Genomic DNA, 17446 nt, shown 5'->3' on the forward strand with positions numbered 1-17446 from the left:
GTTACCCGTTTTGACCCAAGATTTTCTTCGCCAGCACGGCCGCCCCGAAGCCGTTGTCGATGTTGACCACGCCCACGCCCGGCGCGCAGGAGTTGAGCATGGCCAGGAGCGGGGTCAGGCCGGCGAAGTTGGCCCCATAGCCCGTCGAGGTCGGGACCGCAATGACCGGGGCCTTGACCAGGCCGCCCAGGACGCTGGGCAGGGCTCCTTCCATGCCGGCCACGGCGATGACGACGCGGGCCTGGCGCAGGGTGTCCAGGTGCCGCTCCAGGCGGTGCAGGCCGGCCACTCCCACGTCGGAGACCAGGTGCGCACTCAAGTCGAGGAACCTGGCGGTGCCCAGAGCCTCGCGGGCCACGGGCAGATCCGAGGAGCCGGCCGTGACGATGAGCACGTCGGATTCGGGCGCCCTGGGGTCCGGCGAAAGCAGGTCCGCGCCCAGGCTGAAGAGCCGGGCCTCCTCCCACAGGTATCCGTGCGGGAAGATGCGCAGCAGTTCCCGGCCATGGCCCTCGGTGATTCTGGTGGCCAGGACGGGGTGGTGCCGTCCGAGGGCGTCCAGGGAGGCGGCGATCTGTTCCAGGGTCTTGCCCTGGCCGTAGACCACCTCGCCCACGCGGGTGCGCTCGAAACGACCGGGGTCGAGGTGCAGCCCGTCGTGACCGCAGCCGGTAATGGATTGCTCCGCCGCTTCGCAGGAGACGGTTCCGGCCGCGACAGCGCGCAGCAGTTGCTTGAGATCCTTGGGGTTCATGAAAAAATGTACCTGATAAAACGATGGGCAGTCACGGAAAATCCGCCCCAGCCCTAGCAGAAGGGCCGAGAGCGGGCAAGTCGCTTGGCCCGGCCCGTATTGCAAAGAGGCCTTGGAAAAGATAGCGTGCGCGGATATGGCGGCCAAGCGTATCCTCTTCATTTCACGATCGGAACTTGTTTCCCCGCTCCATGCGCAGTTCAAGGCCCATGACTGCCAGGCCATGGTCGTCGAGGACCGCGCCTCGGCCATGAAGGTCATCGAGGGGCGCAAGGCCGACCTCGTCTTCACCCTGCCGAGCCTGCCCGGATACCGCGCCCAGGACCTGCTTGAAACCGTGCAGCAGTCAGGCAACCCCCTCCCGGTCATCGTCTTCACGGACAAGGGCAGCGCCGACGAGGCCCGCCTGTTCATGGAGCTTGGCGCCCAGGACTACTGGCTCTGCCCCCTGACCTGGGAGAAGGTCCAGGCCGCCCTGCCCTCCGACGGTCCATCCGCCCCCGCCCCCCCCCCCGCGTCGCCCCAGGGGAAGCCGCGCGAAGTGTCCATCATCGGTCGGCACCCGGCCGTGATGCGGGTCCTGGCCCTGGCCCGGCAGGTGGCCGCGTCCAAGGCCACGGTGCTCATCTCCGGCGAGTCGGGCACGGGCAAGGAGATGTTCGCGCGCTTCATCCACGTCCATTCGGGCCGGGAGAACGGGCCCTTCGTGGCCGTGAACTGCGCGGCCCTGCCCGAGCATCTGCTGGAGAGCGAGCTCTTCGGGCACGAGAAGGGCGCCTTCACCGGCGCCATCTCGCGCAAGCTGGGCAAGTTCGAGCTGGCCAGCGGCGGCACGCTGCTCCTCGACGAAATTTCCGAGATGGCCCTGCCCCTGCAGGCCAAGCTCCTGCGCGCCCTGCAGGAGGGCGAGATCGACCGCGTCGGCGGGGTCGAGACCGTCAAGGTCGACGTGCGCGTGCTGGCCACCACCAACCGCCATCTGGAGCAGAGCGTGGAGAGGGGCGAGTTCCGTCAGGACCTCTTCTACCGCCTGAACGTCATCCCCCTGCGCCTGCCGCCCCTGGCCCAGCGAGGCGAGGACGTGCTGCTCCTGGCCGATTTCTTCATCCGCCGCAATTCGCGCGAATACGGCCTGGGCGCCCTGCAGCTCTCGGACGACGCCAGGCAGTGGCTCATGGCCCACGACTGGCCGGGCAACGTGCGCGAACTCCAGAACCTCATGGAGCGGGCCGTGCTCCTGGCCGGCGGCGGCCCCATCCGGCCCGTGCACTTCCTCATGGACGGCCAGGAATGGTCGCCGGAGGACGAGGAGGCCGAGGACGCGGCAGGCAGCGCCGCCCCGGTCCAGGCCCCGTCCATTTCCTTTGAAGAGGGCGGCCGCATCCCGACCATCCAGGAGATGGAGATGCAGCTCATTATAAAAAGCCTGGACTGGACCTCCGGCAACCGCACCAAGGCTTCGGAGCTGCTTGGAATTTCCGTGCGCACCCTGCGCAACAAACTCGGTGAATACAGAAAGATCGGCCTGGACATTCCCTGAAGACCGGGCCGTGAAGGAGACATATCATGCTTTGTTCGCAAGTTGAGGGCTACCTGTCCAGATCGTCGTGGATTCGGCGCATGTTCGAGGCCGGCATCGAACTCAAGAAGAAGTACGGGCCCGAGAACGTGTACGACTTCAGCCTGGGCAACCCGGACCTGGCTCCGCCCGCGGCCGTGGCCCAAGGCCTGCGCGAGCTGGCCGACGACGCCTGCAAGCCCTTCGCCTTCGGCTACATGCCCAATGCCGGCTACCCGCAGGTGCGGGCGCGCCTGGCCGAGGTCATCTCCGGCGAGCAGGGCACGGCCGTGAGCGCCGACGAGGTGGTCGTGACCTGCGGCGCGGCCGGCGGCATCAACGCCCTGTTCCGGGCCGTGCTCGAGCCCGGCGACGAGGTGCTCTGCCCGGCGCCCTATTTCGTGGAGTACGGCTTCTACGCCGAGAACCACCGCGGCGTGCTGAAGGCCGTGCCGTCCAAGCCCCTGACCTTCGAACTCGACATCAAGGCCCTGGCCGCGGCCATCACCGAGCGCACCCGCTGCGTGCTCGTCAACTCGCCCAACAACCCCACCGGCCGCATCTATACATTAGATGAGCTGGCCAGCCTGGCCGACGTCCTGCGCCAGGCCTCGGCCCGCACGGGCCGGCCCATCCTGCTCATCTCCGACGAGCCGTACCGATTCCTGGCCTACGACGGCGCCGATGTCCCGGCGATCTTCCCGGTCTACGAGCACAGCGTGGTGGTAAGCTCCTTCTCCAAGAACCTGGCCCTGGCCGGGGAGCGGGTCGGGTACGTGGCCGTGAACCCGGCCATGCCCGAGGCGGGCAAGCTGGTTGCGGGCGTCATCCTGACCAACCGGATTCTCGGTTTCGTCAACGCCCCGGCCGTGGGGCAGAAGTTGCTGGCCAAGGCTCTCGGCCACGAGGTGGACGCGTCCATCTACGCCGGCCGTCGAGACGCCATGGCCGAGGTCTTGCGCGAGGCGGGCTTCGCCTTTTCCATGCCCCAGGGCGCGTTCTATTTCTTCCCGCGCATCCCCAAGGGCAGCGACGACGCGGCCTTCGTGAACGAGCTCATGCAGGAGCAGATCCTGGCCGTGCCGGGCTCGGGCTTCGGCTACCCCGGCTATTTCCGTCTGGCCTTCTGCGTGGACGAAAGCACCATCCGCGGCGCCGGTCCCGGCTTCGCGCGGGCCTTCGCCAAGGCCATGGGTTAGAACTGCCGGGCCCGGACGGCTTTTCGACCGTCGGACGTTTTCCGCCTTTTTTTCGTCTCGGCCCCTGCGACGCGCAGCGTTGCGGGGCGCCGAGACCGTACTTGACGGGTGCATGGAACTTGTCTATGCAACCCTACTTCTTTTCCCTACAATAGGTGCCCTTGCATGTTCGACAGCTTGTCAGACCGGCTTGAATCGGTCTTCAAAAAATTGCGCGGCCACGGCCGCCTCGACGAAGGCAACATCCAGGAAGGCCTGCGCGAAGTGCGCCTGGCCCTGCTGGAAGCCGACGTCAACTTCAAGGTCGTCAAGGACTTCGTCGAACGGGTCAAGGCCAGGGCCCTGGGGCAGGACGTGCTCGGCAGCCTCACGCCGGGGCAGCAGGTCATCAAGATCGTCCACGAGGAGCTCATCGAACTCCTGGGCGGCGAGAGCTACGCCCTGGATTTCAAGGGCAAGCCGCCCTACGTGATCATGATGGCCGGCCTGCAGGGTTCGGGCAAGACCACGTCCGCGGCCAAGCTGGCCCTGTACCTGCGCCGCCAGAAGTACCAGCCCTATCTGGTCCCGGCCGACGTCTACCGCCCCGCGGCCATCGACCAGCTGACCAAGCTCGGCTCGGAACTCGGCGTGCCGGTCTACCCGTCCACCGTGGAGATGAATCCGGTGGACATCTGCGCGGCGGCCATGCGCGAGGCCGAGCTCAAGGGCTGCTCCGTGATCATTCTCGACACGGCGGGCCGCCTGCACATCGACGAGCTGCTCATGCAGGAGCTGGTCGGCATCAAGGAAAAATGCCGGCCCAATGAAATTTTGTTCGTGGCCGACGCCATGACCGGCCAGGACGCGGTGACCGTGGCCGAGAAGTTCAACGAGGTCCTGGACATCACCGGCGTGGTCCTGACCAAGATGGACGGCGACGCCCGCGGCGGCGCAGCCCTGTCCATCAAGTCCATCACCGGCAAGCCGCTGAAGTTCGTCGGCATGGGCGAGCGCTTGAGCGAACTGGAGGTCTTCCACCCGGACCGCATCGCCTCGCGCATCCTGGGCATGGGCGACGTCCTGACGCTCATCGAGAAGGCCCAGGCCACCATCGACGCCAAGGAGGCCGAGGCCCTCGAGAAGAAGTTCAAGAAGGCCGAGTTCGACCTCGAAGATTTCCGCACGCAGATGCGGCGCATCAAGAAGCTCGGCTCCCTTGAGGGGATCATGAAGCTCATCCCCGGCATGGGCCAGATCCGCAAGCAGCTGCAGGACGTGCAGATACCCGAGAAGGAGCTGGCCAGGGTCGAGGCCATGATCAACTCCATGACCATGGCCGAGCGCCACGACCCCAAGATCATCAACCCCAGCCGCAAGCAGCGCATCGCCAAAGGCAGCGGGGTCACGGTCACGGAAGTCAATCAGCTGCTCAAGAATTTCGAGCAGATGCAGAAGATGATGAAGAAGATGATGGGCGGCAAGATGCCGGCCATGCCCCAGGGCGCACGCATGCCCGGAATGCCGGGGATGCCCGGCATGGGTGGAATGCCCGGAGCTCTGCCGGGCGGGATGCCCGGAATGCCCGGCATGGGCGGTATGCCCGGAAAGGGGCCTGGCGGGCGTTCGGCCGCGGAAGCGGCCAAGCTCAAGGAAAAGCGCAAGAAGGCCAAGAAGCAGCGCAAGAAAAAATAGCCGCCCGGCTTGCCCCTTCCGCTGGAGGGGGGCGCCGGACGCGCACCACACTTACGTTCAGGGAGAACTACAATGGCTATGAAACTCAGACTGACCCGCATGGGCTCCAAGAAGAAACCCTTCTACCGCATCGTCGCCGTGGATTCCGCTTCCCGTCGCGACGGCCGGGTCCTTGATTACGTGGGCTACTACAACCCCATGACCGAGCCCGCCGACATCAAGATCGACCAGGACAAGATCAAAAGCTGGATGGAACGCGGCGCGCAGCCCACGGATACCGTTCGCTCCTTGCTAAAGAAAGCTGGATTCAGTAATTAGTACCTCCAAGGCTCGTCGTTCGGCTCGACTTGCGACCCCACAGCTCTACAGCGGAGGTACCTATGCTCAAGGATTTGATCGAATTCATAGCCAAGTCTTTGGTTGACAATCCGGACAGTGTTTCCGTTTCCGAAATCGAGGGCGAGCAGACTTCCGTCATTGAACTCAAGGTTGCCAAGGAAGACCTTGGCAAGGTCATAGGTAAGCAGGGTCGCACGGCCAGGGCCATGCGCACCATACTGGGCGCGGCTTCGACCAAGGCCAGGAAACGTTCCGTCCTGGAGATTCTGGAGTAGCGTGTCCGTCGAGAATTCAGGCCCGGTCAGGCTTGTGGAGCTGGGCCGGGTCCAGAAACCGCATGGCCTCAAGGGGGAGCTCTGCATCGAACTTTATGCAGACTCCCCTTTCCTCTTTGAGGGATTGCGGCGCATCTACCTCCAGCTTCCGGGCAAGAAGCCCAGGCCCTGCGAGCTTCTGGAGTGGCGCGCCCACCAGGGGCGCGCGCTCATCCTGGTGGACCGCTGTCAGGGGCGGGACCAGGCCGAGGGCTGGCGGGGAGCAGAGGTGCTGGCCAGGGAGAAGGACCTGCCCGAGCTCGATGAGGGCGAGGTGCGGCCGGAGGATCTCATCGACCTGCCGGTCATGCACGTCGACGGCTCGCGGATCGGAATCCTGGCGGACATCCGGGACGTGGCCGGACAGGAGCTGTGGTTCATCCACGACGACCAGGGCCGCGAGATCCTGCTGCCGGCCGTGGAGGAGTTCGTGCTGGACATCGACCTGGACGCCGGCGTCATCGTCGTCGACCCTCCCGAGGGGCTCCTCGAACTGTACCAGAACCCCTGATCCGACCTCCGGTCGGTCCCGGCCGGAGCACATGCAATGCGTTTTTCCGTCATCACCATCTTTCCCGAATTCTTCGAATCGCCCCTGTCCTGCGGTCTGCTTTCCAAGGCCCGGGAGAAGGGGCTGGTCGAGTTTTCGTTCATCAACCCGCGCGACCACTCCACGGACAAGCACCACAACGTCGACGACCGGCCCTACGGCGGCGGGCCGGGCATGGTCATGGCCGTGGACCCGCTGCGGCGCTCACTGTCCACCCTCGGGCCCAAGGCGCGCATCCTCATGCTCAGCCCCAAGGGCCGCCCCCTGACCCAGGCCCTGGCCCGCGAGCTGGCCGGGGAGGAGGAGCTGGCCCTGCTGTGCGGGCGATACGAAGGCTTCGACGCCCGCCTGGAGGAGCTCTGCCCCATCGAGCCCGTGTCCGTGGGCGACTTCGTGCTGAACGGCGGCGAGACCGGCGCCCTGTGCCTCATCGAGGCCGTGGGCCGGCTCATCCCCGACTTCATGGGCAAGGACGAGAGCGCCGACGAGGAGAGCTTCAGCACGGGCCTCCTCGAATACCCGCACTACACCCGGCCCGAGGAGTACGAGGGGCTGAAGGTGCCCGAAGTCCTGTCTTCCGGGCACCACGGCCGCATCGCCCAGTGGCGGCGGGAACAGAGTTTGGAAACAACCCTGCACATGCGGCCGGACATCCTGTCCAGGGCGCCGCTGACCGACTCGGACATCAAGTATCTCAAGGCATTGGACCGGGTCCGGCCGGGACGCAACCTGCACGTGGCCCTGGTGCACTACCCGGTCGAAAATAAATCCGGCCAGACCATCACAACGTCTTTGACAAACCTCGACCTCCACGATATTGCACGCGTTTCGTGTACCTATGGGCTCGGCGGATATTACATCTGCACGCCCGTGGCGGATCAGCAGGAGCTGGCCCGCACGCTCGTGGGGCACTGGCGCGAGGGGTACGGGCTCACGGCCAACCCCGACCGCAGCGAGGCCCTGGGCCGGGTCCGGGTGGTAAGTCTCCTGGGTGACGCAGTGGCCGACATCGCCGCGCGCACGGGGCGCAGGCCCAAGGTTCTGGCCACCAGCGCCAAGGCCGGGAACATGACCTGCGAGCAGGCGGCCCGGTGGCTGCGGGACGAACCGGTCCTGCTGGTGCTGGGCACGGGGCACGGTTTGCGGCCCGAGGTTCTGGAAGGGGCCGACGGCATGTTGCGGGCCATACGTTTTATGGATAGGTACAACCACCTTTCTGTCCGCTCCGCGGCGTCCATCATGGTGGACCGCCTGCTGGGCGATGTGGGTTAAGATTCGTGGCGGCGTACAGGCCGCTTCAGATAAAGGAGAAAATCATGGACATCATCAAAAAGATCGAAAGCGAGCACCTGCGTGCCGACGTCCCCAAGTTCCGGGCCGGTGACACCGTCAAGGTGCATACCCGCATCATCGAAGGGGAAAAGGAGCGTATCCAGGTCTTCCAGGGCGTGGTCATGCGTCTGAAGAGAGGCACCACGGACAGCACCTTCGTCGTGCGCAAGGTTTCCGACGGCGTCGGCGTGGAGCGCATCTTCCCCCTGCACGCCCCGAGCATCGACCGCATCGAGGTCGTGTCCGAAGGCGTGGTGCGTCAGAGCCGCATCTACTACCTGCGTCGCCTCAAGGGCAAGGCTGCCCGCATCAAGACCAAGAACGCCTGGTAGGCCCGATTTGCTCAGCCAGAGAGGCTGTTCCCGGGGCATGGACGGGGTCCGGGCCGGCATCGACGAGGCCGGCCGCGGTTGCCTGGCCGGCCCGGTCGTGGCGGGGGCCGTCATCCTGCCCCCCGGGTACGACCTCCCGGGACTGACGGATTCCAAGAAGCTTTCCCCGCGGCGTCGCGCGGTGCTCGCACAAGCCATCAAGGCCCAGGCAGTGTCCTGGGCCTTAGGTTTTTCCTGGCCCCGGGAAATCGACCGCATCAACATCCTGCAGGCCACCCTGGCTGCCATGTCGCGGGCGCTGTGCGCTTTGCGCGTGCAGCCCGACTGCGTGCTGGTCGACGGCAACCGGTCCTTTCCCTCGACCCTGCCGCTGACGACCGTGGTCGGGGGCGACGCCATCCACCCCTGCATCTCCGCCGCCTCCATCCTGGCCAAGACCTTCCGGGACGAGCTGCTCGATCGCATGGACGAGCGCTACCCGGGCTACGGCCTGGCCGTGCACAAGGGCTACGGCACGCAGGAGCACCTCGACGCCCTGCGGCGCCTGGGCCCCAGCCCGGCCCATCGCAGGACGTTCAAGGGCGTGTGCCCCGCGCCCCGGGAGAAGACCCTGTGGCTGCCCGGCATCTGATCACGGGTCTGGCCGGGGAGGACCTGGCCGCCGCGTTCCTGCAGGAGAAAGGCCTGCGGGTCGTGGAGCGCAACGTCCGCTGCGTCGGGGGTGAGCTTGACCTGGTCTGCGAGGACCGGGGATCCCTCGTCTTCGTCGAGGTCAAGACCCGCTCGGGTCACGTGCGCGGTGAGCCGGGCGAGGCCGTGGGCCCGGCCAAGAGAAAGCGCCTGATCCGGGCCGCGTCGCAGTACCTGAGCCGCAAGAAGGCCTGGAGTCGGCCCTGCCGCTTCGACCTGGTGGCCGTGCTTTTCCTGGACGGGGAGACCCTCGTCGAACACTGGGAGGATATCATCGATGTACGGGACGGTCTGGATCGTGGCCACGCCCCTTGGCAACCTTGGTGATTTTTCGCCCCGGGCGCGGCAGACCCTCGAAGCCGCCGACGTCATCCTGGCCGAGGACACCCGCCGCGCCGGCCACCTCCTGCAGTTGGCGGGCATCGGCGGCAAGCGCCTCATGAGCCTGCACGAACACAACGAGGACAGCCGCATCGCCGAGGTCCTGGAACTGCTCGGCCAGGGGCTGCAGGTGGCCGTGGTCTCCGACGCCGGAACCCCTCTCATCGCCGACCCCGGCTACCGACTCGTGGCGGCCTGCCGCAAGGCCGGCGTTCCCATCGTGCCCGTGCCCGGTCCCTGCGCGCCCGTCACCGCCCTCATGGCCAGCGGCCTGCCTCCGTACCCCTTCGTCTTCCTGGGTTTTCCGCCCCGCAAGGCCGGCGAGGTGCGGGCCCTTTTCGGCGCGTACGCCCACGTGCCGGCCACCCTGGTCTTCTTCGAGCGCAAGAACCGCGTCCTGCCGACGCTCGCGCTGGCCTTCGAGGTTCTCGGAGAGAGGGAATTCTGTCTGGCCCGGGAATTGACCAAGAAACATGAGCAGTTTATCAACGGAAGGCTTGGTCAGGCCCTCGACATGGACGGCGAACTCATGGGTGAGGTTACCGTGGTCGTGGGTCCTCCCGAGGCGGGAGCCGCCACGGGTGAAGCGGAGGTGCTCGGCCTGGCCCGGACCATGATCGGGGGGGGCATGCGCCCCAAGGACGCCGCCCGGGCCGTGCGCGAGCGGACCAGGGGCTGGACCGCCAAGCGGATTTACGAGCTGATTCTCGAACAGGACGCGGAGTAGGGTTGGATACGCGCATCTTGCTGCAGGTTTTTCTGCGCACCTACATGGTCGGCGCCACGTTCAACACCCGCGGGATGCAGAACGTTGGCTTGGCCTTCATCATGGAGCCCGGTCTGCGCGCCCTGTACGGAGCCGACCCGGCCGCCCTGAAGCGCGCCCGCGGCAGGTACCTGAAGCACTACAACACCCACCCCTACTGGACGCCGCTGCTGGCCGGGATATTCCTGGCCATGGAGCGCAAGATCGCGGCGGGCCTGCTTCCCGCCGACATCCTGCCCAAGCTGCGTACGACCACGGTCTACACCCTCTCGGCCCTGGGGGACTCGTTTTTCGGTGGCAGCTTCCTGGTCATGTGGTCCCTGGTCGGGGTCAACCTCGCGGCCGCGGACCGCATCTGGCTCCTGGCCCTCTGGGTGCTCCTCTGCCTGGCGGCCCTGCAGTTTTTCAAGATGTTCACCTTCGGACGCGGCTACGCCCAGGGACTGGCCTTTCTCCAGCGCCTCAAGTCCTGGGGGCTCATCGACTGGGGGCGGCGTCTCAAGCTGGTCAACGGTGTTCTGCTGGCCCTGTTCGTGCTTCAGGTCGCGCCGCGGGGCGGACTCTGGACCCCGGCCTGGGCGGGCTGCGCGGTTCTGCTGGCCGCGTGCGGCATGTTCCGGTCCAGGGACCGCGACCTGATCCTGGCGGCGTTGGTGCTGGGCGGTTTGGCCGTCCCCTGGGAGAGGGTTCTCCCCTTTGTATCCATGTAGGTGATGCGTATGGACGACGTGCAGGAAAGAACCATCCGGGTCGGCAACAGTCTCGGCCTCCATGCCCGGCCCGCCGGCAAGATTTCGCAGGAGGCCCAGCGCTATGCGGCCAGCATCAGCGTGCACTCCGGCGGCATGGAGGCCGACGCGAAATCCATCCTGGACCTCCTGTCCCTGGCCGCCCCGCAGGGCACGGAGCTGCGGCTGCGGGCCCAGGGGCCCGACGCAGCCGAAGCCATTTCGAGCCTGACGAAGATGTTCGAAGACATGTTTGGAGAGGATCGCTGATGCCTTCCCGCACCCTCTACGGCATTCCGGTTTCCGCAGGCGTCGCCATCGGCAAGGCCTATTGCCTGAACAGGAACCATTTTTCCGGCATGGCCCGCCAGACCTTGGGCGAAGAGGACGTACCGCGCGAAATGGAGCGCCTGGGCCGAGCCTTCGAAGCCGCCCTGCAGGACCTGGAGCGGATCTTAAGCCTCGTGCCCGAGGACCTGAAGGAGCACGCGGCCATCATCGAGTCGCACCTCATGATGCTGCGCGACCACAAGTTCAGGAAGCGCGCCCTGGACCACATCGAGAACACCCGGATCAACGCCGAGTGGGCCCTGGAGCGCGCCGTGGGGGACCTGCAGGAGGTCTTCGCGGCCATCGCCGACGAGTATCTGCGCCAGCGCATGCAGGACGTGCGCCTCGTGGCCGAAAGGGTGCTCGGCAAGCTGGTCGGCGGCGAGGGGGGCCTGAACGCCATCACCCACCGCGCCATCCTCCTGGCCCACGATCTGTCCCCGGCCGACACCATCGAGCTGGACGTGAACAAGATCATGGCCTTCGCCACGGCCCAGGGCGGCAAGACCTCCCACGCCGGCATCCTGGCAAGATCCCTGCAGATTCCGGCGGTGGTCGGCGTGGAGGGCCTCGGGGACGACCTGGCCGAGGGCAACATCATCATCCTCGACGGCTTCCACGGGCGCATCATCCTGGATCCCGACGAGGACGAGCTGGCGCGCTACACGGACCTGCAGGCCCAGTTCGAGAGCTACCAGGCCACCATCATGCGCTCCTGCCAGCTGCCCGCCGAAACCATCGACGGGTACCGCATGCAGGTGCTGGCCAACATAGAGCTCTTCGAGGAGGTCGTGGCGGTCAACGACAACGGCGGCGAGGGCATCGGCCTGTACCGCTCGGAATACAGCTACATGAGCCACGGCGGCATGCCCACCGAGGACGAGCTGACCGAGATCTACATGGACATGGCCTCTTTGGTCGCGCCCAAGAAGCTGGTCATCCGCACCCTGGACGTCGGGGCCGACAAGCTCATGCGCATGCAGGTCCCGAGCGAACCCAACCCCGCCTTGGGGCTTCGGGCCATCCGCTACTGCCTCAAGCACCGCGACGTGTTCCGCACGCAACTGCGCGCCATCCTCAAGGCAAGCGTGCTCGGCAATGTGTCCATCATGTTTCCCATGATCTCGGGGCTGCAGGAGCTCGTCGAGGTCAAGAAGTTCTACCGCGAGGTGCAGCGGGAGATGCACGCCGAGGGCATCTGCTTCCGCGAGGACATGCCCATGGGCATCATGATCGAGGTCCCCAGCGCCGTCATCACGGCGGATTTCCTGGCCCGCGAGGTCGATTTCTTCAGCATCGGCACCAACGACCTGATCCAGTACTCTCTGGGCATCGACCGCACCAACAAGGACGTGTCCTACCTGTACCAGCCCCTGCACCCGGCCATCGTGCGCTCCATCAAGTGGGTCGTGGACTCGGCCCACCGGGCCGGCATCGAGGTCTGCCTGTGCGGCGAGCTGGCCGCGGACCCCTTCTGCATCCCCGTGCTCATGGGCATGCAGGTCGATTCCATCAGCCTGGGACCCCACGCCATCCCGGGCATCAAGCGCATCGTGCGCCAGGCCTCCATGGAGGAGTGCAGCGCCCTTTTGAAACAGGTCATGACCAGCCAGTCCGTGGCCCGCAACAACAAGCTCGTCCGGGAAATGATCTTCCGACGCTTCCCCGAGGAGCTCATGTTCTACTCCTCCCTGGTGGACGAGTAGCCTTCAATTCCAAGGATTTTCCCATGTGCGCCAAACCGACGGGCATCAAGGTCATCGCGACCAACCGCAAGGCCCGACATTATTACGAACTGCTGGACTTCATCGAAGCCGGCATCATGCTGACCGGCTCCGAGGTCAAATCCCTGCGCGACGGCAAGGTCAACTTCATGGACGGGTACGTGCGCATTTCAGGCGGCGAGGCCTGGCTCTCGGGCGTGCACATCTCGACCTACGCCAACGCGGGCTACGCCCAGCACGAGCCTGACCGCGAGCGCAAGCTCCTCATGCACCGCCACGAGATCGCCTCCCTCAAGTCCAGGATGGAGCAGAAGGGTCTGACCCTGGTGCCGACCAAGCTCTATTTCAAGGACGGCAAGATCAAGATCGAGCTGGCCCTGGCCAAGGGCAAGAAGGTCCACGACCGGCGCGAGGACCTCAAGCAGAAGGCCGTGGACCGCGACACGGAGCGGGAACTGAACCGATTCTGACGCGGGCTAGGACGCGGTGCGGGCCCCGGCGGCCAGGCCGCGCAGGTATTCGTCCACGGTGACGCAGTCCATGCCCGCGTCGCGGATGTCGCGGATGTTGGCCTGGTGAATCTCCTCGGTGCGCGAGGAGGAGGCGTCCGTGAGCAGGGTCATGCGGTAGCCCAGGCAGAGGCCGTCGAAGAGGGTGGCGCGCAGGCAGAAGGGCAGCTGGGTGCCCGTGACCGCGAGGTGCGTGATGCCCTTGCGGCGCAGGATCAGGTCCAGCTCCGTGAACATGAAGGCGCTGAAGCGCGGCTTGACGATGCGGTACTCGCCCGCCTCGGGCTCCAGGCCCGGGACGATGCGCACCCCCGGCGTGCCGGGCACGACCATGTCTTTTTCCTTCAGGGCGGCGAGGCGCGTGATCTCGACGTCCGAACCGTCGGCGCGGTATTCGCGCACGACGTGGAACACGGGCAGCCCCAGTTCCCGGAAGCGCAGGAGCACCCTGCGGATGGCCGGGATGGTGGCGTGGGCCCCGGGCACTTCGCACGTACCCCCGGGCACGGCGAAATCGTTCTGCATGTCGATGATGAGCAGGGCCTCGTTCATGGCGTCCTTCCTGTGGTTGTCATTGCGTGGAAACTGCCCTAGTGCGTGAACGCGGGCGGTGGCCAAGGAACTTAGCGGTCGCGGCCGCGCCCGGCAAGAATCTCTTACACCCCCAGGACCAACGAGTCGGGAGTATTCATGATCGGTTATTTGACCAAGAAGATATTCGGATCCAGAAACGACAGATACCTCAAGTCCCTGCGTCCCATCGTGGAACAGGTCAATTCCTTCGAGCCCGCCATGCAGGCCCTGTCCGACGCCGACTTCCCGGCGCGCATGTCCGCCTGGCGCGAAGAGGTGGCCGGCGGGCGCGAGCTCGACTCCCTGCTGCCCGAGGTCTTCGCCCTGACCCGCGAGGCCAGCAGGCGCGTCCTCAACATGCGCCACTTCGACGTGCAGCTCATGGGCGGCGTCATCCTGCACCAGGGCAAGATCGCGGAAATGAAGACCGGTGAAGGCAAGACCCTGGTCGCCACCCTGCCCGTGGTGCTGAACGCGCTGTCCGGCAAGGGCGTGCACGTGGTCACGGTCAACGACTACCTGGCCCGCCGCGACGCGGCCTGGATGGGCCAGCTCTACACCTTCCTGGGCCTGACCGTGGGCGTCATCGTCCACGGCCTGACCGACGCCGAGCGCCAGGCCGCCTACGGCTCCGACGTGACCTACGGCACCAACAACGAGTTCGGTTTCGACTACCTGCGCGACAACATGAAGTTCTACCGGCACCAGCTCGTGCAGCGCCCCCTCAATTTCGCCATCGTCGACGAGGTGGACTCCATCCTCATCGACGAGGCCCGCACCCCGCTCATCATCTCGGGCCCGGGCGAGAAGTCGACCTCCCTCTACGCCCGCGTCAACGCCATCATCCCGAAGCTGGCCCGCGACGAGGACTTCTCCATCGACGAGAAGGCCCGCACCGTCGTGCTGACCGACGAGGGCGTGGTGCACTGCGAAGAGATCATGAACGTCGGCAATCTCTTCGACCCGGCCAACATCACCCTGCAGCACCACATACTGCAGGCCCTGCGCGCCCACTACCTCTTCACCCGCGACGACCACTACATCGTCAAGGACGGGCAGGTCGTCATCGTCGACGAGTTCACGGGCCGCCTCATGCCGGGACGGCGCTTCAGCGACGGCCTGCACCAGGCCCTGGAGGCCAAGGAGGGCGTCAAGGTCGAGGCCGAGAACCAGACCCTGGCCAGCATCACCTTCCAGAATTTCTTCCGCATGTACGAGAAGCTGGCCGGCATGACCGGCACGGCCGACACCGAGGCCGTGGAGTTCCAGCAGATCTACGGCCTCGAAGTCATCGTCGCCCCGCCCAACAAGCCAATGGTCCGCAAGGACTTCCCCGACGTCATCCTCAAGACCCAGAAGGAGAAGTTCGAGGCCATCGTCGAGGAGATCCGGGAGCTTCACGCCAAGGGCCAGCCCGTCCTCGTGGGCACGACCTCCATCGAGAAGTCCGAGTTCATCTCCGAACTCCTCAAGAAGAAGCGCGTCCCCCACGAGGTGCTGAACGCCAAGCACCACGAGAAGGAAGCCGAGATCGTGGCCCAGGCCGGCCAGAAGGGCCGCGTGACCATCGCCACCAACATGGCCGGCCGAGGCACGGACATCGTGCTGGGCGAGGGCGTGCGCGAACTGGGCGGACTGCACATCCTGGGCTCCGAACGCCACGAGAGCCGCCGCATCGACAACCAGCTGCGCGGCCGCGCCGGCCGCCAGGGCGACCCGGGCTCCTCGCGCTTCTACCTGGCCCTCGACGACACCCTCATGCGCCTCTTCGGCTCCGAGCGCATCGCCGGCATCATGGAGCGCCTCGGCCTCGAAGACGGCCAGACCATCGAGAACCCGCTCATCACCCGCTCCATCGAAAACGCCCAGAAGCGCGTCGAAGGCCACAACTTCGAGATCCGCAAGCAACTCCTCGAATACGACAACGTCATGAACCAGCAGCGCGAGGTCATCTACTCCCTGCGCCGCGAATTCATGACCGTCGAGGACGTGCAGCCCACCGTCGAGGAGTTCATCGACGACCTGCTTTCTGACATCTACGAGCCCATGGAGAACCGCAAGGGCCACTCCGAGTCCCCCGAGGAACTGAGGGGCATGGTCCGCTCCAAGCTGGACGAGATCTTCGCCCTGGAGCGCAGGGTCGAACCCGGAAAGTACGTCGAGAAGGACGAAGCCCGCGCCGCCGTCCTCTCGGTCCTCGACGAGCACCGCGCCGCGGCCCCGGACCAGTATCAGGAAGTCCTGCGCTTCTTCCTTCTCGACGCTCTGGACCGCAACTGGAAGGACCACCTTCTGCAGATGGACTACCTCAAGGAGGGCATCGGCCTGCGCGGCTACGCCCAGCGCGATCCCAAGCAGGAGTACAAGCGCGAAGGCTTCGAGCTCTTCGAGGACCTGCTTTTCCGCATCCGCGAGAACACCATGAAGGCCCTCATGCACCTGCGCATCGAGATCGTCCGCCAGGAGGAGCTCAAGCACGAGGAGCAGGAAGAGGTGAAATACGCCGGCGGCAGCGAACCCGCCGAAACCAAGCCCGACACCGTGCGCCGCGCCGACCCCAAGGTCGGCCGCAACGACCCCTGCCCCTGCGGCAGCGGTCAGAAATACAAACGCTGCTGCGGCAAGCAGGCCTGAAAAACGAAAACCCCGGTGCGAGCCGGGGTTTTTCGTTGGTGGTGGGGAGAGGAGGAAGAGGCCTCCGGCGGGCAGGGGGCGCGCCCCCTGCCCGCCGTTTAGGGGGGATGGTCGAGACGCCGGAAATGGGAGTCGAGCCCCTAACCCCAAATCGGGTCAAGGGGCGAGCCCCTTGCGGGGCGCGGGGCAGAGCCCCGCATTGCATTCGTCTACTTGCCCATCCAGCCCTTCACGGTATCCGGGTGTTCCTTCAGGAAGCGTTTGGCGTTCTCTTCGGGGGTGCCGCCGGCCTGGTTCCAGGCCATGACCATCTGCAGCTGGGCGGGGGAGTCCCACTTGAAGTTGGAGAAGAAGGCGTGGACCTCGGGCATGTCCTCTTTCAGGCCCTTGCGCACGATGGCCTCGATCTTCTCTTCGCCGCCCAGCACGCCCTTGGGGTCCTTGAGGTACTTGAGGTCCCACTTGCCGAACATCCAGTGCGGGGACCAGGCCGTGACGACCACCCACTCCTTGTTCTTGATGGCGGTGTCCAGGGCCGCGGTCATGGTCGCGCCGCTGCCTTCCATCAGTTCGAGCTTGTTCAGGCCGTAGTCGGCCATGGCCTGCTCGGACAGCTTCATGAGGCCCGCGCCGGGATCGATGCCGATGACCTTGCCGTCGAACTTGTCGGCGTTGGCGTTCAGCTCCTCGATGGAGTCGATGGTCACGTACGCGGGCACGGCCCAGCCGAGCTTGGCGCCGCCGGAGACCACGGAGACCTTTTCAACCTTGTCCTTGACCTTTTCGTAGTAGTCGGCGTGGGTCACGGGCAGCCAGGCCGTGACCATGGCGTCCACGTCGCCCGTGCCGAGAGCCTGCCACATGGCGGCCGCGGCGACGGGCAGGGTCTCGACTTCATATCCCATCTGCTCCAGGGCGGCCTTGGCCGTCATGGTGCTGGCCGTGGCGCAGTCCCACTCGACGTAGGCGATGCGGACCTTGTCCTTGGCGGCCATGGCCGGCGCGGCCAGGAACATCAGACAGATCAGGGTAAGCAGGTTTTTTTTCATGCGTTTCTCC

The 17446-nt window shown here is 65.8% G+C and carries 19 protein-coding genes; 16 read left to right on the plus strand and 3 right to left on the minus strand.

The features are described from left to right. Position 1 precedes the first annotated feature (1 nt). Complete coding sequence (larB, locus tag ACZ5AC_RS16420) at positions 2 to 754, minus strand: nickel pincer cofactor biosynthesis protein LarB (RefSeq protein ID WP_464248646.1); 753 nt, start codon at positions 752 to 754, stop codon at positions 2 to 4. Positions 755 to 890: 136 nt separating this feature from the next. On the opposite strand from larB, the gene ACZ5AC_RS16425 reads away from it, so the two are divergent. The 15 genes from ACZ5AC_RS16425 (at position 891) to smpB (ending at position 13141) form a co-directional block, all read left to right on the plus strand. Beyond that, on the plus strand, positions 891 to 2294 hold the full coding sequence (locus ACZ5AC_RS16425; protein ID WP_464250624.1) for a sigma 54-interacting transcriptional regulator: 1404 nt from the start codon (positions 891 to 893) through the stop codon (positions 2292 to 2294). 26 nt (positions 2295 to 2320) lie between these two features. Continuing rightward, on the plus strand, positions 2321 to 3511 hold the full coding sequence (locus tag ACZ5AC_RS16430; RefSeq protein ID WP_464248647.1) for a pyridoxal phosphate-dependent aminotransferase: 1191 nt from the start codon (positions 2321 to 2323) through the stop codon (positions 3509 to 3511). A gap of 165 nt (positions 3512 to 3676) precedes the next feature. After that, positions 3677 to 5185, plus strand: coding sequence for a signal recognition particle protein (gene ffh, locus ACZ5AC_RS16435; RefSeq protein WP_464248648.1), 1509 nt, complete (start codon positions 3677 to 3679; stop codon positions 5183 to 5185). Positions 5186 to 5257: 72 nt separating this feature from the next. Then, complete coding sequence (rpsP, locus tag ACZ5AC_RS16440; protein WP_028578084.1) at positions 5258 to 5503, plus strand: 30S ribosomal protein S16; 246 nt, start codon at positions 5258 to 5260, stop codon at positions 5501 to 5503. A gap of 62 nt (positions 5504 to 5565) precedes the next feature. Further along, a complete protein-coding gene (locus tag ACZ5AC_RS16445; RefSeq protein WP_028578083.1) occupies positions 5566 to 5799 on the plus strand; it encodes a KH domain-containing protein in 234 nt (77 codons plus the stop codon). Between the two features lies 1 nt (position 5800). Then, the gene (gene rimM / locus ACZ5AC_RS16450) at positions 5801 to 6349 is read left to right on the plus strand and encodes a ribosome maturation factor RimM (RefSeq protein WP_464248649.1); all 549 of its coding nucleotides are present in this window, start codon (positions 5801 to 5803) and stop codon (positions 6347 to 6349) included. Between the two features lie 36 nt (positions 6350 to 6385). Then, on the plus strand, positions 6386 to 7660 hold the full coding sequence (gene trmD / locus ACZ5AC_RS16455) for a tRNA (guanosine(37)-N1)-methyltransferase TrmD (protein ID WP_464248650.1): 1275 nt from the start codon (positions 6386 to 6388) through the stop codon (positions 7658 to 7660). A gap of 44 nt (positions 7661 to 7704) precedes the next feature. Then, the gene (rplS, locus tag ACZ5AC_RS16460) at positions 7705 to 8052 is read left to right on the plus strand and encodes a 50S ribosomal protein L19 (protein WP_464248651.1); all 348 of its coding nucleotides are present in this window, start codon (positions 7705 to 7707) and stop codon (positions 8050 to 8052) included. A gap of 37 nt (positions 8053 to 8089) precedes the next feature. Continuing rightward, positions 8090 to 8683 (plus strand): ribonuclease HII, encoded by a 594-nt coding sequence (locus ACZ5AC_RS16465; RefSeq protein WP_464250625.1) that lies wholly within the window; start codon positions 8090 to 8092, stop codon positions 8681 to 8683. Continuing rightward, the gene (locus ACZ5AC_RS16470) at positions 8665 to 9069 is read left to right on the plus strand and encodes a YraN family protein (protein ID WP_464248652.1); all 405 of its coding nucleotides are present in this window, start codon (positions 8665 to 8667) and stop codon (positions 9067 to 9069) included. The genes ACZ5AC_RS16465 and ACZ5AC_RS16470 overlap by 19 nt, the downstream gene beginning before the upstream one ends. Beyond that, entirely contained in the window at positions 9020 to 9850 is an 831-nt protein-coding gene (gene rsmI / locus ACZ5AC_RS16475) for a 16S rRNA (cytidine(1402)-2'-O)-methyltransferase (protein ID WP_464248653.1), read from the plus strand. Before ACZ5AC_RS16470 ends, rsmI begins: the two co-directional genes overlap by 50 nt. A 2-nt stretch (positions 9851 to 9852) precedes the next feature. Then, positions 9853 to 10599: a PTS system mannose/fructose/sorbose family transporter subunit IID gene (locus ACZ5AC_RS16480; protein WP_464248654.1), complete on the plus strand. Its 747-nt coding sequence runs from the start codon at positions 9853 to 9855 to the stop codon at positions 10597 to 10599. 9 nt (positions 10600 to 10608) lie between these two features. Next, positions 10609 to 10887 (plus strand): HPr family phosphocarrier protein, encoded by a 279-nt coding sequence (locus tag ACZ5AC_RS16485; protein ID WP_464248655.1) that lies wholly within the window; start codon positions 10609 to 10611, stop codon positions 10885 to 10887. After that, complete coding sequence (gene ptsP, locus ACZ5AC_RS16490) at positions 10887 to 12653, plus strand: phosphoenolpyruvate--protein phosphotransferase (RefSeq protein WP_464248656.1); 1767 nt, start codon at positions 10887 to 10889, stop codon at positions 12651 to 12653. The genes ACZ5AC_RS16485 and ptsP overlap by 1 nt, the downstream gene beginning before the upstream one ends. A gap of 23 nt (positions 12654 to 12676) precedes the next feature. After that, positions 12677 to 13141: an SsrA-binding protein SmpB gene (gene smpB / locus ACZ5AC_RS16495; protein WP_028578073.1), complete on the plus strand. Its 465-nt coding sequence runs from the start codon at positions 12677 to 12679 to the stop codon at positions 13139 to 13141. A gap of 6 nt (positions 13142 to 13147) precedes the next feature. Here smpB and ACZ5AC_RS16500 read toward each other — a convergent pair whose 3' ends face one another. Next, positions 13148 to 13732, minus strand: coding sequence for a cysteine hydrolase family protein (locus ACZ5AC_RS16500; RefSeq protein WP_464248657.1), 585 nt, complete (start codon positions 13730 to 13732; stop codon positions 13148 to 13150). 138 nt (positions 13733 to 13870) lie between these two features. Between ACZ5AC_RS16500 and secA the strand changes: the two genes are divergently transcribed. Further along, entirely contained in the window at positions 13871 to 16387 is a 2517-nt protein-coding gene (secA, locus tag ACZ5AC_RS16505; RefSeq protein ID WP_464248658.1) for a preprotein translocase subunit SecA, read from the plus strand. 209 nt (positions 16388 to 16596) lie between these two features. Here secA and ACZ5AC_RS16510 read toward each other — a convergent pair whose 3' ends face one another. Continuing rightward, positions 16597 to 17436, minus strand: coding sequence for a glycine betaine ABC transporter substrate-binding protein (locus ACZ5AC_RS16510; RefSeq protein ID WP_464248659.1), 840 nt, complete (start codon positions 17434 to 17436; stop codon positions 16597 to 16599). Positions 17437 to 17446 lie beyond the last annotated feature (10 nt).

It is taken from the genome of Desulfomicrobium aestuarii (assembly GCF_055385525.1).

Excerpts from the sequence above, each read along its gene's own strand:
- ACZ5AC_RS16510 (WP_464248659.1), bottom strand. The coding sequence starts at position 17,436 with ATGAAAAAAAACCTGCTTACCCTGATCTGTCTGATGTTCCTGGCCGCG.
- larB (WP_464248646.1), bottom strand. The coding sequence starts at position 754 with ATGAACCCCAAGGATCTCAAGCAACTGCTGCGCGCTGTCGCGGCCGGA.
- ACZ5AC_RS16500 (WP_464248657.1), bottom strand. The coding sequence starts at position 13,732 with ATGAACGAGGCCCTGCTCATCATCGACATGCAGAACGATTTCGCCGTG.
- smpB (WP_028578073.1), top strand. The coding sequence starts at position 12,677 with ATGTGCGCCAAACCGACGGGCATCAAGGTCATCGCGACCAACCGCAAG.
- ACZ5AC_RS16445 (WP_028578083.1), top strand. The coding sequence starts at position 5,566 with ATGCTCAAGGATTTGATCGAATTCATAGCCAAGTCTTTGGTTGACAAT.
- rplS (WP_464248651.1), top strand. The coding sequence starts at position 7,705 with ATGGACATCATCAAAAAGATCGAAAGCGAGCACCTGCGTGCCGACGTC.
- ACZ5AC_RS16425 (WP_464250624.1), top strand. The coding sequence starts at position 891 with ATGGCGGCCAAGCGTATCCTCTTCATTTCACGATCGGAACTTGTTTCC.
- trmD (WP_464248650.1), top strand. The coding sequence starts at position 6,386 with ATGCGTTTTTCCGTCATCACCATCTTTCCCGAATTCTTCGAATCGCCC.
- secA (WP_464248658.1), top strand. The coding sequence starts at position 13,871 with ATGATCGGTTATTTGACCAAGAAGATATTCGGATCCAGAAACGACAGA.
- ACZ5AC_RS16465 (WP_464250625.1), top strand. The coding sequence starts at position 8,090 with ATGGACGGGGTCCGGGCCGGCATCGACGAGGCCGGCCGCGGTTGCCTG.
- rsmI (WP_464248653.1), top strand. The coding sequence starts at position 9,020 with ATGTACGGGACGGTCTGGATCGTGGCCACGCCCCTTGGCAACCTTGGT.
- ffh (WP_464248648.1), top strand. The coding sequence starts at position 3,677 with ATGTTCGACAGCTTGTCAGACCGGCTTGAATCGGTCTTCAAAAAATTG.
- ptsP (WP_464248656.1), top strand. The coding sequence starts at position 10,887 with ATGCCTTCCCGCACCCTCTACGGCATTCCGGTTTCCGCAGGCGTCGCC.
- ACZ5AC_RS16485 (WP_464248655.1), top strand. The coding sequence starts at position 10,609 with ATGGACGACGTGCAGGAAAGAACCATCCGGGTCGGCAACAGTCTCGGC.
- rpsP (WP_028578084.1), top strand. The coding sequence starts at position 5,258 with ATGGCTATGAAACTCAGACTGACCCGCATGGGCTCCAAGAAGAAACCC.
- ACZ5AC_RS16430 (WP_464248647.1), top strand. The coding sequence starts at position 2,321 with ATGCTTTGTTCGCAAGTTGAGGGCTACCTGTCCAGATCGTCGTGGATT.